This window comes from Arthrobacter sp. GQ119, from assembly GCF_059759125.1.
On record NZ_JCAXEA010000007.1, the window covers coordinates 191,865 to 206,098 of the forward strand.

At 65.9% G+C, this 14,234-nt stretch carries 14 protein-coding genes and 2 pseudogenes; 11 read left to right on the forward strand and 5 right to left on the reverse strand.

Going from position 1 to position 14,234, the window contains the following annotated elements:
- Positions 1–24: 24 nt before the first annotated feature.
- Complete coding sequence (locus AC6CH3_RS08920) at positions 25–1,404, forward strand: MFS transporter (RefSeq protein ID WP_498132089.1); 1,380 nt, start codon at positions 25–27, stop codon at positions 1,402–1,404.
- A gap of 30 nt (positions 1,405–1,434) precedes the next feature.
- Positions 1,435–2,211, forward strand: a complete 777-nt coding sequence (locus AC6CH3_RS08925; RefSeq protein WP_498132090.1) for an SDR family NAD(P)-dependent oxidoreductase — start codon at positions 1,435–1,437, stop codon at positions 2,209–2,211.
- Between the two features lie 7 nt (positions 2,212–2,218).
- Here the strand turns inward: AC6CH3_RS08925 and AC6CH3_RS08930 are convergent, their stop codons facing one another.
- Together AC6CH3_RS08930 and AC6CH3_RS08935 are read right to left on the reverse strand one after the other, a co-directional pair.
- Positions 2,219–2,521 carry a DUF4193 domain-containing protein gene (locus tag AC6CH3_RS08930; protein ID WP_400577100.1) on the reverse strand — a complete coding sequence of 101 codons (303 nt, stop codon included), beginning with the start codon at positions 2,519–2,521 and terminating at the stop codon, positions 2,219–2,221.
- Between the two features lie 239 nt (positions 2,522–2,760).
- Positions 2,761–3,150: a DUF5997 family protein gene (locus AC6CH3_RS08935; RefSeq protein ID WP_498132091.1), complete on the reverse strand. Its 390-nt coding sequence runs from the start codon at positions 3,148–3,150 to the stop codon at positions 2,761–2,763.
- Positions 3,151–3,241: 91 nt separating this feature from the next.
- On the opposite strand from AC6CH3_RS08935, the gene AC6CH3_RS08940 reads away from it, so the two are divergent.
- Entirely contained in the window at positions 3,242–3,979 is a 738-nt protein-coding gene (locus AC6CH3_RS08940; RefSeq protein ID WP_498132092.1) for a LysR family substrate-binding domain-containing protein, read from the forward strand.
- Positions 3,980–4,020: 41 nt separating this feature from the next.
- Here AC6CH3_RS08940 and AC6CH3_RS08945 read toward each other — a convergent pair whose 3' ends face one another.
- Positions 4,021–4,959, reverse strand: coding sequence for a 5'-3' exonuclease (locus AC6CH3_RS08945; protein WP_498132093.1), 939 nt, complete (start codon positions 4,957–4,959; stop codon positions 4,021–4,023).
- 162 nt (positions 4,960–5,121) lie between these two features.
- On the opposite strand from AC6CH3_RS08945, the gene AC6CH3_RS08950 reads away from it, so the two are divergent.
- From AC6CH3_RS08950 to AC6CH3_RS08975, 6 genes and pseudogenes are all read left to right on the forward strand, one after another.
- Positions 5,122–6,567, forward strand: a complete 1,446-nt coding sequence (locus AC6CH3_RS08950; RefSeq protein ID WP_498132094.1) for a GntP family permease — start codon at positions 5,122–5,124, stop codon at positions 6,565–6,567.
- Positions 6,568–6,621: 54 nt separating this feature from the next.
- On the forward strand, positions 6,622–7,872 hold the full coding sequence (locus tag AC6CH3_RS08955; protein ID WP_498132095.1) for a CaiB/BaiF CoA transferase family protein: 1,251 nt from the start codon (positions 6,622–6,624) through the stop codon (positions 7,870–7,872).
- Positions 7,869–8,873 carry a hydroxymethylglutaryl-CoA lyase-like TIM-barrel protein gene (locus AC6CH3_RS08960; protein ID WP_498132096.1) on the forward strand — a complete coding sequence of 335 codons (1,005 nt, stop codon included), beginning with the start codon at positions 7,869–7,871 and terminating at the stop codon, positions 8,871–8,873. Before AC6CH3_RS08955 ends, AC6CH3_RS08960 begins: the two co-directional genes overlap by 4 nt.
- Before the next feature lie 2 nt (positions 8,874–8,875).
- Positions 8,876–9,865: a 2-hydroxyacid dehydrogenase gene (locus AC6CH3_RS08965; RefSeq protein WP_498132097.1), complete on the forward strand. Its 990-nt coding sequence runs from the start codon at positions 8,876–8,878 to the stop codon at positions 9,863–9,865.
- Positions 9,862–10,250: pseudogene (locus AC6CH3_RS08970) on the forward strand (glycerate kinase). Before AC6CH3_RS08965 ends, AC6CH3_RS08970 begins: the two are co-directional and overlap by 4 nt.
- Complete coding sequence (locus AC6CH3_RS08975) at positions 10,247–10,639, forward strand: glycerate kinase (protein WP_498132098.1); 393 nt, start codon at positions 10,247–10,249, stop codon at positions 10,637–10,639. Before AC6CH3_RS08970 ends, AC6CH3_RS08975 begins: the two are co-directional and overlap by 4 nt.
- Positions 10,640–10,714: 75 nt before the next feature.
- On the opposite strand, the gene AC6CH3_RS08980 is transcribed toward AC6CH3_RS08975, so the two are convergent.
- Positions 10,715–11,506: an IclR family transcriptional regulator gene (locus AC6CH3_RS08980; RefSeq protein ID WP_498132099.1), complete on the reverse strand. Its 792-nt coding sequence runs from the start codon at positions 11,504–11,506 to the stop codon at positions 10,715–10,717.
- Positions 11,507–11,756: 250 nt separating this feature from the next.
- Between AC6CH3_RS08980 and AC6CH3_RS08985 the strand changes: the two genes are divergently transcribed.
- Positions 11,757–12,059 (forward strand): DUF4193 domain-containing protein, encoded by a 303-nt coding sequence (locus tag AC6CH3_RS08985; protein WP_498132100.1) that lies wholly within the window; start codon positions 11,757–11,759, stop codon positions 12,057–12,059.
- Positions 12,060–13,491: 1,432 nt separating this feature from the next.
- Here the strand turns inward: AC6CH3_RS08985 and AC6CH3_RS08990 are convergent.
- A complete protein-coding gene (locus AC6CH3_RS08990; protein WP_498132101.1) occupies positions 13,492–13,674 on the reverse strand; it encodes a helix-turn-helix domain-containing protein in 183 nt (60 codons plus the stop codon).
- 158 nt (positions 13,675–13,832) lie between these two features.
- On the opposite strand from AC6CH3_RS08990, the pseudogene AC6CH3_RS08995 reads away from it, so the two are divergent.
- A pseudogene (locus AC6CH3_RS08995) lies at positions 13,833–14,204 on the forward strand (IS21 family transposase); the annotation flags it as partial.
- Positions 14,205–14,234 lie beyond the last annotated feature (30 nt).

Consider the following 14,234-nt stretch of genomic DNA (forward strand, 5'->3'; position numbering starts at 1 on the left):
CTGTCTCTCGTAGCGAGGTGCACCATGTCTTCCGTGAGTCCTGCTGACCACCTGGACGAGCTGGGCCGCCGGACATTGCGGCGGGTGCGCGGCCGCCTGATGCCGCTGATCGTCCTGCTCTACTTCATTGCGTACCTGGACCGGAACAACGTCGGCTTCGCCAAGCTGACCATGAGCGAGGACATCGGCCTGAGCGCGGCTGCGTACGGTCTTGGCGCGGGCATCTTCTTCCTCGGCTACGCACTGCTGGAAATCCCGAGCAACGGCGGGATGTACAAGTTCGGCGCTCGCAAGTGGATTGCCCGCATCCTGATCTCCTGGGGCATCTTCGCCACGGCCATGGCTCTGGTGAACGGCGAAGTGACCTTCTACGTCATCCGGTTCCTGCTCGGTGCGGCCGAGGCAGGCTTCTTCCCCGCGATCCTCTTCTACCTGACCCTGTGGTTCCCCGCCGCGCAGCGCGTCACCGTTCTCGGCATCTTTATCCTGGCCCAGCCAATCTCCAACGCCCTCGGCGCCCCGGTCTCCGGCCTGCTGCTGCAGATGGACGGCATCTGGGGCCTGCACGGCTGGCAGTGGCTGTACATCATCGAAGGCCTTCCGGCTATCATCCTCGGCCTGCTCACCCCGATCCTGATGACGGACCGCCCCAGCCACGCCCACTGGCTGGCCCAGGACGAGCGCGAATGGCTGACCAAGACGATGGACGATGAGCTAGCGCACAGGACGAAGGGCCAGCCGCACCACTTCCTGGCCGGGCTCAAGGATCCGCGGACCATCGCGTACTCGGCGCTGTACTTCGGCCTGGTGTGCGGCATCTACGGCCTGGGCCTGTGGATGCCGACCATCGTTGCGGCCTTGGGCAGGTTCACCACCACGGAAGTTGGCTTCATCGTGGCCATCCCGTACACCATCGCCGCCGTCTTCGTGTACTTCTGGGGCCGGCGCTCGGACCGCACAGGCAACCGTGTCATGCATGCCAGCATCAGCATGGTGATGGCGGCCATCGGCCTCCTCGCCGCCGGCTTCCTGGTACAGGTCAATGCGGTCCTGGCCATGATCGCGCTGACCCTGGCGGCCATGGGCATCTACTCCGCCATCGCGCCGTTCCTGGCAATGCCTTCCACGGCCCTGGTGGGCGCCGCGGCGGCAGCCGGCCTGGCCATGGTCAACTCCCTGGGCAACCTGGGCGGCTTCGTGGCCCCCTACGCCGTGGGCCTGTTCAACGACGCCACGGGAGACAACCGCTCCGGCCTCGTGTTCCTGGCGGCCTGCCTCGGCATCACCGCAGTGGCCACCTATCTGTACGCACGCAGGCGCCCGGAGGGCCACGTGAAGCCCGGTACTCCTGCAACGGTCGGTGAGGAAGCTGTTGCCGCCGACGAGTTCGACATCAAGAGCTGAAAACCCCCAGGCGACGAGAGGCTGAGGAACATGACTCATCACGAAACGTTCCCGGCCGAGCGGACCGCGGTGCTGACCGGCGCCGCCTCTCCGCGCGGCATTGGACGGGCGACGGCGGAGATGCTCGCCAGCGCAGGCTGGTCGGTGGCGATCCTGGATATCGACGGCGACGCGGCGAACAAGGCGGCAGAGGAAATTGCCGCCGTCTACGGCGTTCAGACGGTCGGCGTGGGCGCTGACGTTTCCGACCAGGCAAACGTTAACGCCGCCATCGACGAAGTTGAATCCACGCTGCCGCCGATCGTTGGCCTCGCCAACCTGGCGGGCATCAGTTCACCCACGGAGTTCATGGACGAGACACTCGAGGCGTGGGAACGGGTATTCAAGATCAACATGACCGGCACGTTCCTGGTCACCCAGCGCGTCCTCAGGGGCATGATCGACCGCAGGCTTGGCAGGATCGTCAGCGTCTCTTCCATCTCCGCCCAGCGCGGGGGCGGCACCTACTCAAAGGTGGCGTACAGCGCCTCGAAGGCGGCCATCATCGGCTTCACGCGGGCGCTGGCCCGGGAAATGGGCCAGCACGGCATCACCGTCAACTGCGTGGCGCCCGGCCCCGTGGATACGGACATCATGGGCGGAACGCTGACGGAGGAACGCAAGGCCGCCATGTCCGCCGACATCCTCGTGGGCCGGGTGGGCACCGTGCGGGACATCGCCGCGCTGATGGTGTTCCTGATGAGCGAGGATGCCGGCTACATCACGGCGGCAACCTACGACATCAACGGGGGCCTGCAGATTTCCTGACGGGCGATTATCCCTCGCACTCCGAGCAGTACTTGTTGCCGTTCTTTTCCCGCGCGAGCTGGCTGCGGTGGTGGACCAGGAAACAGGACATGCAGGTGAACTCGTCATCCTGAACAGGGACGACCTGGATGAGCAGCTCTTCGTGCGAGAGGTCGGCGCCGGGGAGGTCGATGCCTTCCGCGGTGTCCGCCTCCTCGACGTCCAGCAGCGCAGTCTGGGACCCGCCGCGCTGGGACTGCATCGCTTCGAGCGATTCGGCCCCGGGCTGTTCGTCCTGGCTGACGCGGGGTGCGTCGTAGTCGGTTGCCATTGGTGGTTTCACTCCTTCGCATGAGCGCCGGGATGGCACTCGATAGCAGGGATCAACTCTACTGGTACGCCAAGTATTCCCGCGCACGCAGTATACCCCGGAGAAAAGGTCTTCCATTGTGCGCTGCTGACGGTCACCCGGCCAGGAACGGGCGTCACCCGGACTTCATCCGTCGTGGGGGATCAGGATGCCGGGTTTCTTCAAGGGTCGGGACGGAGACCCGTGTGCCGTAGCCTTGTTCAGGACTTCTTGGCGTCCTTCTTGGCAGTTGCTTCCTTGACGCGCTGCGCTTCGGCGCGGACGGCTGCGTGCGTGGCCCGCTCGCTGACCAGCCACGCCGGGGGAGCCTGCAGCAGCGCGGTGATTTCCGCCGTCGTCAGCGCCTCCTCAACGCCGCCGCGGGCGAGGCCGCTGATGGAGACGTTCAGCTTCTGTGCCACCACCGGGCGGGGGTGGGGGCCGTTGCGGCGCAGCTCGGCGAGCCACTCCGGCGGGTTCGCCTGGAGTTCGGCGAACTCCTCGCGGGTGATGGTTGAATCCTGGAACTCCTGGGGTGTTGCGGGCAGATAGATGCCAAGTTTCTTGGCAACGGTGGCCGGCTTCATGGACTGGGAGTTAGCAGAGGTCATGCTTCAAGGGTATCCGGCTGCCGGCGCGCGGCGCACCAACGGCAGGACCGGCACCGTCCGTCCACGCACGCCACTGGCGTACTGTGAACGTGTGTCCGCTGAAGATGAATCCACGTTAGCCCCCGCCCCGCCGGAACCCGGGCAGCGGCAGCTCCGCTTTGCCTACGTCGCCGGTGTCACGCCGGGGAAATGGATCCGGCGCTGGGAAGAGCGGATGCCGCATGTTCCGTTGCGCTCGTTCATGTCCGACGGCGGGACGCAGCTTTCGGTCCTGCGTGACGGTTCGGCGGACCTCAGTTTCGTCCGCCTGCCCGTGGACCGCGAGGGCCTCAACGTCATCCCCCTGTATGAGGAACAGCCCGTCGTGGTGGCACCCAAGGGGCACGAGATCGCCGTGTTCGAGGAAGTGGCCCTCGAGGACCTCGCACAGGAAACGTTCCTCGACGCCGACGAGCTTGGCGGCCCGGAAACTGCCCTGCAGGTGGTTGCGTCGGGGGCAGGCCTGCTGATTCTGCCGATGTCAGTGGCCCGGCACTTCAACGTCAAGGACACCGTGGCCCGCCGCCTCACCGGAGCGCCGGGCACCGAGATTGCCCTGGCCTGGCCCACTGATGCCACCGACGAGGTGATCGAGGAGTTCGTCGGCATCGTCCGCGGCCGCACCGCGCAGAGCTCCCGGCAGCCGTCCGCGAAGGTGGAAAAGCCCAAGAAGGAGCCGAAGCCGGACCGGCGGGGGACCGGAGTGAAGAAGCCCAAGGTGGCCCAGCGCTACACCCCGAACCCGGATAAGGGCCGCGGCAAGGGCTCGCGGAAAAAAGGCAAGCGCTAGGCCTGGCCTTAGTCCTCACCGGCAGTCCTCCCCGGCAGTCCTTACTGACGCAGGTCCAGCGCCTCGAGGAGCCGCCTGACCGAGCCGCCGAGGTTCCACTCGGCGGCGAGGCGCTCGAGTTCGGCGCGCGATTCACCGGCCACGGGATGCAGCCGGGCGCCCGCCTCCTCAAGCGTCGGCAGCTGGAGGTCGCGCACGATCTTCACGACGGTGGGCGCGACCGTGAGGTAGTCGGCGGCCGCGGCGAGCTTCGCCCGCACGGATGCGGACATCCCGCCTCCCGCGTCCGCTGCAGCCGCCAGCAGGGCGTCGAGCGTGCCGTGCTCCAGGAGCAGCGATGCGGCGGTTTTCTCGCCGATGCCGGCGACACCCGGCAGCCCGTCGGAGGCGTCGCCGCGGAGGGTCGCGTAGTCCGCATACTGTTCGGGGAGCACGCGGTACTTGCCGACGACGACGGCGTCGGTGACGACTTCGAGGTTGCTCATGCCGCGCGCGGTGTAGATCACCCGCACCTGGCGGGAATCGTCGACCACCTGGAAGAGGTCGCGGTCGCCCGTCACCACGTCAACCGGAAGGTCGGCGTGGCTGGCGTAGGTGCCCACGACGTCGTCGGCCTCATGGTGCGCAGCCCCCACAATGGCGATCCCGGCGAGGTCGAGCACGCGGCGGATCATCGGGATCTGCACCTCGAGCGCGTCCGGCACCACCTCCACGTCGGGGGAGCCGGCCACCGCCTCCGCGACCCGGTGCGACTTATAGGTCGGGATGAGGTCGACGCGCCACTGCGGACGCCAGTCATCGTCCCAGCACGCCACGAGATGCGTCGCCCCGTAGTCCGTGGTGAGCCGCGCGATCATGTCGAGCAGGCCGCGCACGGCATTCACCGGCGTGCCGTCCGCGCGGCGGATCGTGTCGGGCACGCCGTAGAAGGCGCGGAAGTACAGCGACGCAGTGTCCAGCAGCATGAGACGGTCGGGCATAACTGATCCTGACACGGATAGGTCAAATCGTCGCGAAGAAGCGCCTATGTCTTGCATTATGAACTCAAACCCATATTATGGGATGAGTGATGTGGCCTCGCTCACGGTGCACATCGGTTCCAAGCCTTCAACGTGGAAGGCCCCAACGATCGGATTCCCCTTATGTCAGACATAGCTGTACTGATCAATACGGCCGTGGCGGTCCTGGCCGCCGTTGTGCTGATCGTCCGTTTCAGAGTCAACCCCGTCATCGCCCTGGTGGTCAGCTCCGTTTACCTCGGCCTGGCCGTGGGCCTCGGCGTCGAAAAGACCGTCAAGACCATCACGTCCGGGTTCGGCGAAATCATGGTGGACGTCGGCCTGCTCATCGCCTTCGGCGTGCTCATGGGCTCCATCCTCAACCAGAGCGGCGCGATCCGGCGGCTCGTGGAGCACCTGCTGCACACGTTCGGCCCCAAACGCCTCCCGTACACCATGGGCCTGGCCATCGGAACGCTCCTGCAATCCATCTTTCTGGACGTCCTGCTCGTCATCTCGGCCCCGCTGGCGCGCAAGCTGGCACCCAGAATCGGCAAGCTCGGCACAGCGCGCATGGCCACGGCCATGGCCATCGCCCTCGAGTGCGGCATAGTTTTCACGGTTCCCGGCGTGGCCTCCCTTGCGCTGGCTGGCCTGCTGAACGTGCCGCTGGGGAAGATGCTGCTGTTCGGCCTGCTGCTGGTCATCCCGACCATCATCATCGCCATCGCCATCATGACGTTCCTCTTCCGCCGCGGCTTCTGGAACGAAGCCAAGGATGAGGACCACACCTTCGTCGCTGAGGAAGACCGGGAAGGCGAAGAGGAAGGGAACGACGGCGGTGCTGGGCCCGCGACAGCACCGTCCGGAAGCGCGCCGGGCTCCGGCGGCGCTGATGTGCAGCCTGCCGGCGGGACCGTCGCCGTGGCCGAACGCGAACGGAAGCAGTTTCCGCTGATGGTGCTGTTCGCGCCGCTCCTGACCTCGCTGCTCCTCATCGGTGCAGGGGCCATCCTGCAGATCCTGAAGATCGACGTGCCCTGGCTGCAGCTCCTGGGCGAGCCGGTCATTGCACTGCTCATCGGCCTGATCGGCACCTGCCTCGTCACCCGTTCCGCCATCGGCCAGACGCGCGTCGAGGAAGCCATCGCAGTGGGCTTCAAGGAGAGCGGCCAGATCCTGATCCTCACCGGCGTTGGCGGCTCGCTGGCCGCGACCGTCGCCGCAGCCGGCCTCGGCGACATCCTGGGCGGGTTCTTCTCCGCCAGCACGGTTGCCCCGCTCCTGGTGGTCTGGGCCATCGCGGCCGTGCTCCACATCGCCGTCGGCTCCGTCACCCTGTCCGCGATCACGGCTGCCGGACTGCTGGCTCCCATCGCCCCGGCCATCGGCCTGGACCCCGTGCTGCTGGCCCTGGCTGCCGGCGCCGGATCACTCTTCATGGTCCACGTCACCAGCAACACCTTCTGGCTGCTCCAATCCCTGCTGGGGCAGAGCGTCCGGGGTGCGCTGAAATCGGTGACCGTCGGGGTTTCGGTGGCGTCCGTCGTCGCGATTCTGCTGATCCTGCCCATGAGCCTGCTGTTCTGACCGGAACGCAAGCAACCCACATACCGGCGAACGCCCACGAAAGAAGAAGAAACCATGACACAGCCACGCATCGCGCCGCTGGACGGCGTCCGCGTCCTTGAGCTCGGAAACTACATCGCCGCACCCACGGCCGGGAGGCTGCTTGCAGATTTCGGCGCCGAGGTCATCAAGGTGGAGCGGCCGGGTACCGGCGACGAGCTGCGCAACTGGCGCCTGCACAAGGGCGACACCTCCATGCTGTACCGCACCATCAACCGCAACAAGAAGTCCGTGGTCCTTGATCTGCGGACGGAGGCCGGCAAGGAGGCGGTGCTTGGGCTCGCGGCGAAATCGGACATTCTACTGGAAAACTTCCGTCCGGGCACGCTGGAAAGGTGGGGCCTCGGCCCCGAGGTGCTCAACGACGCCAATCCGGAACTCATCGTCACCCGCATTTCTGCCTTCGGGCAGACCGGCCCGCTGTCAGAGCGGCCCGGCTTTGCCGCCGTCGCCGAAGCGTACGGCGGGTTCCGGAACCTGGTGGGCGACCCCGACCGGCCGCCGGTCCGGGTGGGGGTCTCGATCGGCGACTCGATCGCGGGGCTGTATGCCGCTTTCGGTTCCATGATGAGCCTGTACCAACGGGAAGCACGACGGCGGGACGCGGCCGGCGCTGTGCCGCTCACCGAGCGCATCATCGACGTCGCGCTCCATGAGGCGATGTTCTCCATGATGGAATCCCTCATTCCCGACTACCAGGCCTATGGTGTGGACCGGCAGCGTGTGGGCGGACGGATGGAAGGGATCGCCCCCTCCAATGCTTATATCTGCAGGGACGGTGCAAGCATCGTCGTGGCCGGCAACGGGGACTCCATCTTCCAGCGCTACATGCAGACCATCGGCCGTCCCGACCTGGCGGACGATCCCTCGTTGCAGACCAATGCCGGCCGCTGGGCCCGGCGCGAGGAACTCGACCAGGCCATCGGAGCCTGGTCCAAGGGACTGGACGCTGCCGATGCCCTCGACGCCCTCGAGGCAGCCGGCGTTCCCGCCGGCCCCATCTACACCGCGGCGGACATCAGTGCGGACAGCCAGTACGCGGCCCGGAACATGATCCAAAAGTTCGACGTGTCCACCGGAGACGAGGTCCTCCCCGGGGTTGGCTTCCCGGGCATCGTTCCGGTGATCGGCAGCCAGTCCCTGCCGATCCGCAGCCTGGGACCCGACCTGGGCGAAAACACAACAGAAATCCTCAGCGGGCTCCTCGGCATGGACCCCGCAGGGATCAGTGCGGCCGCCGGCCGCGAGGAGGCACTCCAGGCATGACCCACCACGTAAATCACCCCGGCTCCACCCCTGCCGCCAGCTTGGCCGGCGTCATCCTGAGGGACGTCACCCTGCGGGACGGGCTCCAGCTCACCGGGAAGCTCCTGCCCACCGAAAGGAAACTCGAGACAGTGCGCGAACTGCTGCGCCTGGGGGTGCCCGCCATCGAGCTGGGGTCCATGGCCCGGCCGGACCTGGTCCCCACCATGGCCAACACGCTGGAGGTGGTCCAGGCCCTCACCCCCGAGGAACTGGAAAAGTGCTGGATCTGGGTGGCCACGCCGGGCCACGTGGCCAAGGCGGCGGCCGCGGGCGCGCGGAACTTCCAGTACTGCCTCTCGGCGTCGGATTCGCACAACAAAGCGAACATCGGCCGCACCACGGACGAAAGCCTCGCCGCGCTGCCGGAGGCCGTGGAGTACGCCGCGGCCGTCAGCGGACAGATCCAGCTCTGCATTGCCACCTCCTTCACCTGTCCCTTCGAAGGCATCGTCCCCGAGGAACGGGTGCTGTCCATCGCCAACGACCCCCGCGCGGAGGGGACCACGGACATCGTCCTCTGCGACACCCTGGGCCAGGCGTTCCCCGCCCAGGTGTCCTCGCTGGTCCGGCGCGTCCGGGAGGAATCCCCGGCCCGGCGGATCGTCTATCACGGCCACGACACGTGGGGACTGGGCGTGGCCAACACGCTCGCCGCCATCCAGGCAGGTGCCGCCATGGTGGACGGTGCACTCGGCGGCCTGGGCGGCTGCCCCTTCGCGCCCGGCGCCAGCGGCAACACCTCCAGCGAGGACATCCTTTTTGCCACCCGGCCCGGCTGGCTGACAACCGAAAGCTTCGCCGGCCTCGTGATCCTCTCCGAAAAGCTTCTCGCGGAACTGGGCGAACCCAACAGGTCCAAGGCGGCACAGGGCGCCCGGTCCAAGGCCGATGCCTTCGACTGGGTCATCCCTTCGGACAGTCCCGCTGCCGCCACAGCCTGCACCCAGGGAGGCAACTGAGCGTGGGCAACAGGTTCCTGGTCACGACAGCGATCCCGGACCCGGGGCTGCGGCTGCTTTCCGACGCCGGATCGGTCACCGTGCTGCCCGAGCCCCCGGACTATGACACGCTGGCGGCGCTGTGCGCCTCGGGCGAGTACGACGTCGTCCTCACCCAGCTGCGGGATGTCGTGGACGCGCCGCTCCTGGCGGACGCGCACGTGAAGGGCGTGTCCAACTTCGCCGTGGGGTACAACAATATCGACGTCGACGCCGCCACCCGGCACGGCATCCTGGTGGGCAATACCCCGGGCGTGCTCACGGACGCGACGGCGGACATCGCCATGCTGCTCATCCTGGGCACCGCCCGCCGCGTGGTGGAAGCCGACCGGCTGGTCCGTGACGGCGAGTTCCACGGCTGGGAACCGGAGCTGCTGCTGGGCCGGGACGTCTCCGGCGCGGTGCTGGGCCTGGCCGGGTTCGGCCGGATCGCCCGCGCCACGGCACGACGGGCCCTGGGCTTCGGGATGGAGGTGCTCTTCTCGCCGCGGCCTCTCGACGACCGGCTGGTCAGCGATGCAGAACTGGGCGAGTTCGCCGGCAAGGTCCGGCAGGTGCCCTGGCCCGAGCTGGTGGAACGCAGCGACTTCCTGTCCCTGCACGTGCCGCTGAACGACCAGACCCGGCATCTGGTGGACGCTGAGGTGCTGGAGCGGATGAAACCGGGTGCCATCCTGATCAACACCGCCCGCGGCCCGGTGGTGAACGAGTCCGATCTCGTGGAGGCCCTCCGGAACCGGACCATCGCCGGTGCCGGCCTGGACGTGTTCGAGGACGAGCCGCGGCTCGCCCCGGGGCTGGCCGAGCTGCCCAACACCGTGCTGCTGCCGCACGTGGGCAGTGCCACCGTCGCGGTCCGCAGCGAAATGGCCCGGCTGAGTGCCCTCAACGCCGTGGCCATCGCGGAAGGACGCACGCCGCCCCACCCCGTCAACTCCCTTACCGGCACATGACCGTCCTCGTCGCCCCGGACAACTTCAAGGGGACGTACGCCGCGTCGGAAGTCGCAGCAGCCATCGCCGCAGGAATCCGGGATAACGGGGCGAAAGCGGTAGAGCTGCCCGTCGCGGACGGCGGGGAGGGGACGTTCGACGCGCTGTGCCGCAGTCTTGCCGCCTCGGCCCTGACTGTCGAGGCACAGAACCCGTGGGGCGAGCCGCTCCCGGCGACCATTGGCTGACCGCGGACCGAACCGCCGTCGTCGAACTGGCGCAAGCCAGCGGCCTGAACGTACCCAGCAGCCGGCCCCGTGATGCCGTCGCGGCCAGCACGTACGGAACCGGGATGATGGTGGCCGCCGCGGTCGAGGGGCTCGGATCACCGTCCTGTCAGACGTGACGACGACTTTTCTGGACGCGCCCCGTATATTCGGGCGGCAGAAGGGCGCCGGTTCTGTCGAGATCGCGTTGTTGGAACAGCGGCTGAAGCAGCTGGCCGGTTCCTATCCCCGAAACCCGGCCGGCGTGCCGCGCACGGGTGCGGCCGGCGGCCTCTCCGGCGGGTTGTGGGCACACTTCGAGGCTGAGCTTGTCTCCGGGGCCAACGCCGTCCTGGACGCCGTGAAGTTCGACCGGTACCAGGCCGCAGCCGATGCCGTCGTCGTCGGTGAGGGGAGGCTCGATGCGCAGACCGGCCAGGGCAAGATCATCTCCGCCATCCTGGAAAGGGTGCAAAAATCAGACCGGAAGGTTCCGGTGGTCGCCGGGTATTCCGGCTCCCGGAGCTAGCCGGAGGCCTTGGCGCTGTGGTTTTCCCGCATGGTTTTCCCGCTGGTTTCCTGACGGGGCGTTGTGCGGCGGGCGTTACGCCTCGCCGGGAAACCGGCCGCCGATCAATCTGGTCATGTGCTCGGCGGTGGCAAGAAGCGGTTCCACCCAGGCCTCACAGGTCTCCAGGGGCATCCGCAACGTTGGCCCGCTGATGGTGACTGCCCCCACCAAGCCTGCCGCCGAATCGAAAACCGGGGCGGAAAGCCCGGAGGCCCCGTCTTCGCGCTCACCCACCGTGATGGCGAATCCGTCGGTCCGCGTCCGCTTCACCACCTGCTCCAGATCCTCTGAGGAGGTGATGGTGGACTCGGTGATCGGCTCCAGGGGATCCCGCAGGACGGCCTCCATGAGCTCCGGATCCCACGCCAGCAAGACCAGCCCAGCCGAGCCGGCGTGCAACGGGAGAACCTTGCCAAGATGCATCTCGCGTCGAAGGGCATGGCGGGTATCGGCCATGGCCACACAGACGCGGTAATGCTGCTCCGCCTTGAAGAAGCAGGCGGTCTCACCGGTGGTGTCGCGCAGGGTCTTCAGCAACGGGCTGAGGATGTCAATGACTTCCATTCCCCGGGTGGCCGGAGCAGCCCAGTACGCCATGCGCATCCCGATGCGGTAAGCGTCCTCCTCCCTGTCCAGGAAGCCCTGGGAGGTCAGGTTGGTGACAAGCCGCTGGACCGTGGAAGTCGGCATTCCGGTGAATTCCCGGATGTCGCTCAGCGACAGCACTGGCCTGGAGAGCGAGAAGGCATCCAGGATCGATGTTATTTTCCCGAGGACAAGCAAGGGGTTGCTGTTGGACTTCGCTGAAGCATCGGCCGCCGACATAGGACTCACGCTAGACCGTGGCCGTATCCGAATCCAATCATTCTCTCTCCTGGGACGCATCCTGCTGGCGGCACTCCCGGAGGCTGACCTCGACAGCTACCCCAAAAGCGTGGACTACGGCGGCCGCCTGACCTGACTGGTCGGCGCTCCATGCGCGGCGCAATGTTCCCGTCTTCTGGCGCGTTTTGGGCTGGGATGGTGTAGGTTGCATACCCGTCAGATAAGAACGCTAGAGAAGAGAACCATCTAAGTGGCCACCGATTACGACGAAGTCCGTTCCGACGTCAAGGAATCCCAGGACAACTCCTTGGAAGCACTCCAGTCCGCCAATGCCCCGGACGCCCGCAGCGTTGTCCGCGAGCTGGACGAGGCAGATGCCCTGGACGATGCAGTCATCCCAGGCGGAGAATTCGTCGCCGAGGAACTGGTCGTTCAGGTCGTTCCGCAGGCGCAGGACGAGTTTACCTGCTACTCCTGTTTCCTCGTCCGGCACCGGTCTCAGATCGCGCGCGAGAAGAACGGCCACGCCTACTGCACCGACTGTGAAGGCTAAGGGGCTTAGTCCCGAAAGGAGCTTGCGCTAACCACGGCAACTCTCGAGACTCCACACCAGGCAGCTTTGGACGACCGCTAATCGAAGTCGAGGTACCACGGATATGAAACCCGAAGTCGGTGAACCCGATGCGGGACCCTGGCAGGCCGAGTCACTGGAAGGCTTGGTGCGGCGGCTAGTGCCGGCAGCAGGACAGCGTCCGAACCGCCCCTGGATTGTAGCGGTTGATGGAAGGAGTGGGGCAGGCAAGACCACCCTGGTCCATCGTCTGCTGGCTCGAGTGCCGGACTCAGATGTCGTTCACACGGACGATGTAGCGTGGCATCTCTCGTTTTTTGACTGGGCCGATGAACTCCGTGACGGCGTCCTCGAACCCCTGCTCCAGGGCCAGGCAGTCCATTACCGTCCGCCGGGTTGGGTGGCCCGAAAACGTCCAGGTGCCATAGCTCTACCCGCCGGGCGTTCCGTGGTGTGGGTGGAAGGGAGCGGATCATCACGCCAAGCGCTCTCGGACCTAATTGACGCTTCGATCTGGGTGCAGTGCGACAACCTTGAAGCCCGACGTCGCCTCCGGGCACGAGACGGCCAGGAAGAAGAAGACCTGCACAGGGAGTGGGAAGAACAAGAAATTCCCTTCCTGCTTGAAGACCGGCCATGGGAGCGCGCTACAGTGATCGTGGCCGGAAGGCCGGCGCTAGAGCATGATCCGGATACCCAGGTAGTAACCGCTCAGCCAGCACCAGCATGCGCGGAGATGACCTAATGCAGGGATTTGCTTCCAGCACTGCCGTCAAGCCGCCCGGTAGGGGATATCTGAACCGTGAGGAAAAGGCTTCGCAGGAGAACTCTGCGGCACGAGTCATTTGCCCCGCGTTCTTCTCGTGGTTCGAACACTTTCGCGTATTGGGGCAAGGCGACAGTGGGAGCATGCCTTAAGAGGCCGATGATGAGCGTTCTGTCGGCTGCTGTGCGAGGGGACATGTACTGTCAGATTGCGATCTAAGAGTTCCTCGAACGGGTGCCAGAAATGTCAGAATCGGACCCTACTCTGACAGCTTTTCGCCTACTTGCCTGACGTCAGGTTGGGGTGTACTTGAGCTGACATACCAAGGTGCCTGTGAGAACAAGCATTCGCCGACTTCGCAGCGACTGCCGACGCCAGTCAAGCCATATCTCTTTGACTGCCGAGAATCCGTGCGACAGGGACCCACGCACGGTGCCTCACCGCTGGAGTCGTCGGCGGGGTAGAAGCAGCCACGCATTGTCGTACCTTGCGCGGTGAACTCCATGTCTTCACGGGCCACAGGATTTTCTCCTTGTTTTGTTAAGGTTTCGTGAATACATCTTCACCGGCGGCGGAAGTCGACTTCCCACATTGCGTGCCGGGTTCTGGGCCTATCCGTGCCAGAACCGAAAATCAAGGATCAGAACTTCAGGACCGTGTCGCGGCTAAGGCTCGGTAATCCCGCGGCGCGCAGCCGTACTCTGCGCGGAAGGCACGAGCGAAGTGGCTAGGGTCGGAAAAGCCCCAACGCACCGCGACATCCACGACTGAGCCGGCTCCAGAGGCGAGGTCGCGACGAGCCCGTGTTAGCGGCCATGAAAAACTGCCCAAAGGCGGCCACGAAAGTGCCCACTTACGGCCAGTAGAACTGCCCGACGGTGGCCATGAGATCTGCCCACTTCCTTACTGAACCGACCGCGCCTTAAGCGGTGGGAGCCTCTCCCTGGGGTTTGATGACGGTGTCTAAGCGAACCAGGAAGAGGCCCTGTATGAAGTCTGACGGAGAAATCATGGAAATTCTTGCTGCCTACGATCTGACCGGATCGTTGCGTGCCACCGCGGAGCTCACGGGCTGCTCGCACCACACCGTTGCCAAACACGTACAAGCCCGTGACGCCGGCCGTCCTATCGGGGAACCGACGGCACGGGGCCGGGTCACCGACACGTACCTGCCCAAGATCGAAGAATGGGTGGAAGCCTCCAAAGGGCGGATCCGCGCCGACAGGGCCCACGAGAAGCTCCTCGCCCTGGGCTATGCAGGTTCGGAACGCTCCACCCGCCGGGCAATCGCGCAGGTCAAGGCCGCGTGGCGGCTGGGCCACACCCGCGTCCACCGTCCCTGGATCACTGAACCGGGGAGCCTGGTTGTTATGAAGAATTCTTCATAACAA

Excerpts from the sequence above, each read along its gene's own strand:
- AC6CH3_RS08920 (WP_498132089.1), top strand. The coding sequence starts at position 25 with ATGTCTTCCGTGAGTCCTGCTGACCACCTGGACGAGCTGGGCCGCCGG.
- AC6CH3_RS08955 (WP_498132095.1), top strand. The coding sequence starts at position 6,622 with ATGACACAGCCACGCATCGCGCCGCTGGACGGCGTCCGCGTCCTTGAG.
- AC6CH3_RS08960 (WP_498132096.1), top strand. The coding sequence starts at position 7,869 with ATGACCCACCACGTAAATCACCCCGGCTCCACCCCTGCCGCCAGCTTG.
- AC6CH3_RS08935 (WP_498132091.1), bottom strand. The coding sequence starts at position 3,150 with ATGACCTCTGCTAACTCCCAGTCCATGAAGCCGGCCACCGTTGCCAAG.
- AC6CH3_RS08950 (WP_498132094.1), top strand. The coding sequence starts at position 5,122 with ATGTCAGACATAGCTGTACTGATCAATACGGCCGTGGCGGTCCTGGCC.
- AC6CH3_RS08980 (WP_498132099.1), bottom strand. The coding sequence starts at position 11,506 with ATGTCGGCGGCCGATGCTTCAGCGAAGTCCAACAGCAACCCCTTGCTT.
- AC6CH3_RS08925 (WP_498132090.1), top strand. The coding sequence starts at position 1,435 with ATGACTCATCACGAAACGTTCCCGGCCGAGCGGACCGCGGTGCTGACC.
- AC6CH3_RS08945 (WP_498132093.1), bottom strand. The coding sequence starts at position 4,959 with ATGCCCGACCGTCTCATGCTGCTGGACACTGCGTCGCTGTACTTCCGC.
- AC6CH3_RS08930 (WP_400577100.1), bottom strand. The coding sequence starts at position 2,521 with ATGGCAACCGACTACGACGCACCCCGCGTCAGCCAGGACGAACAGCCC.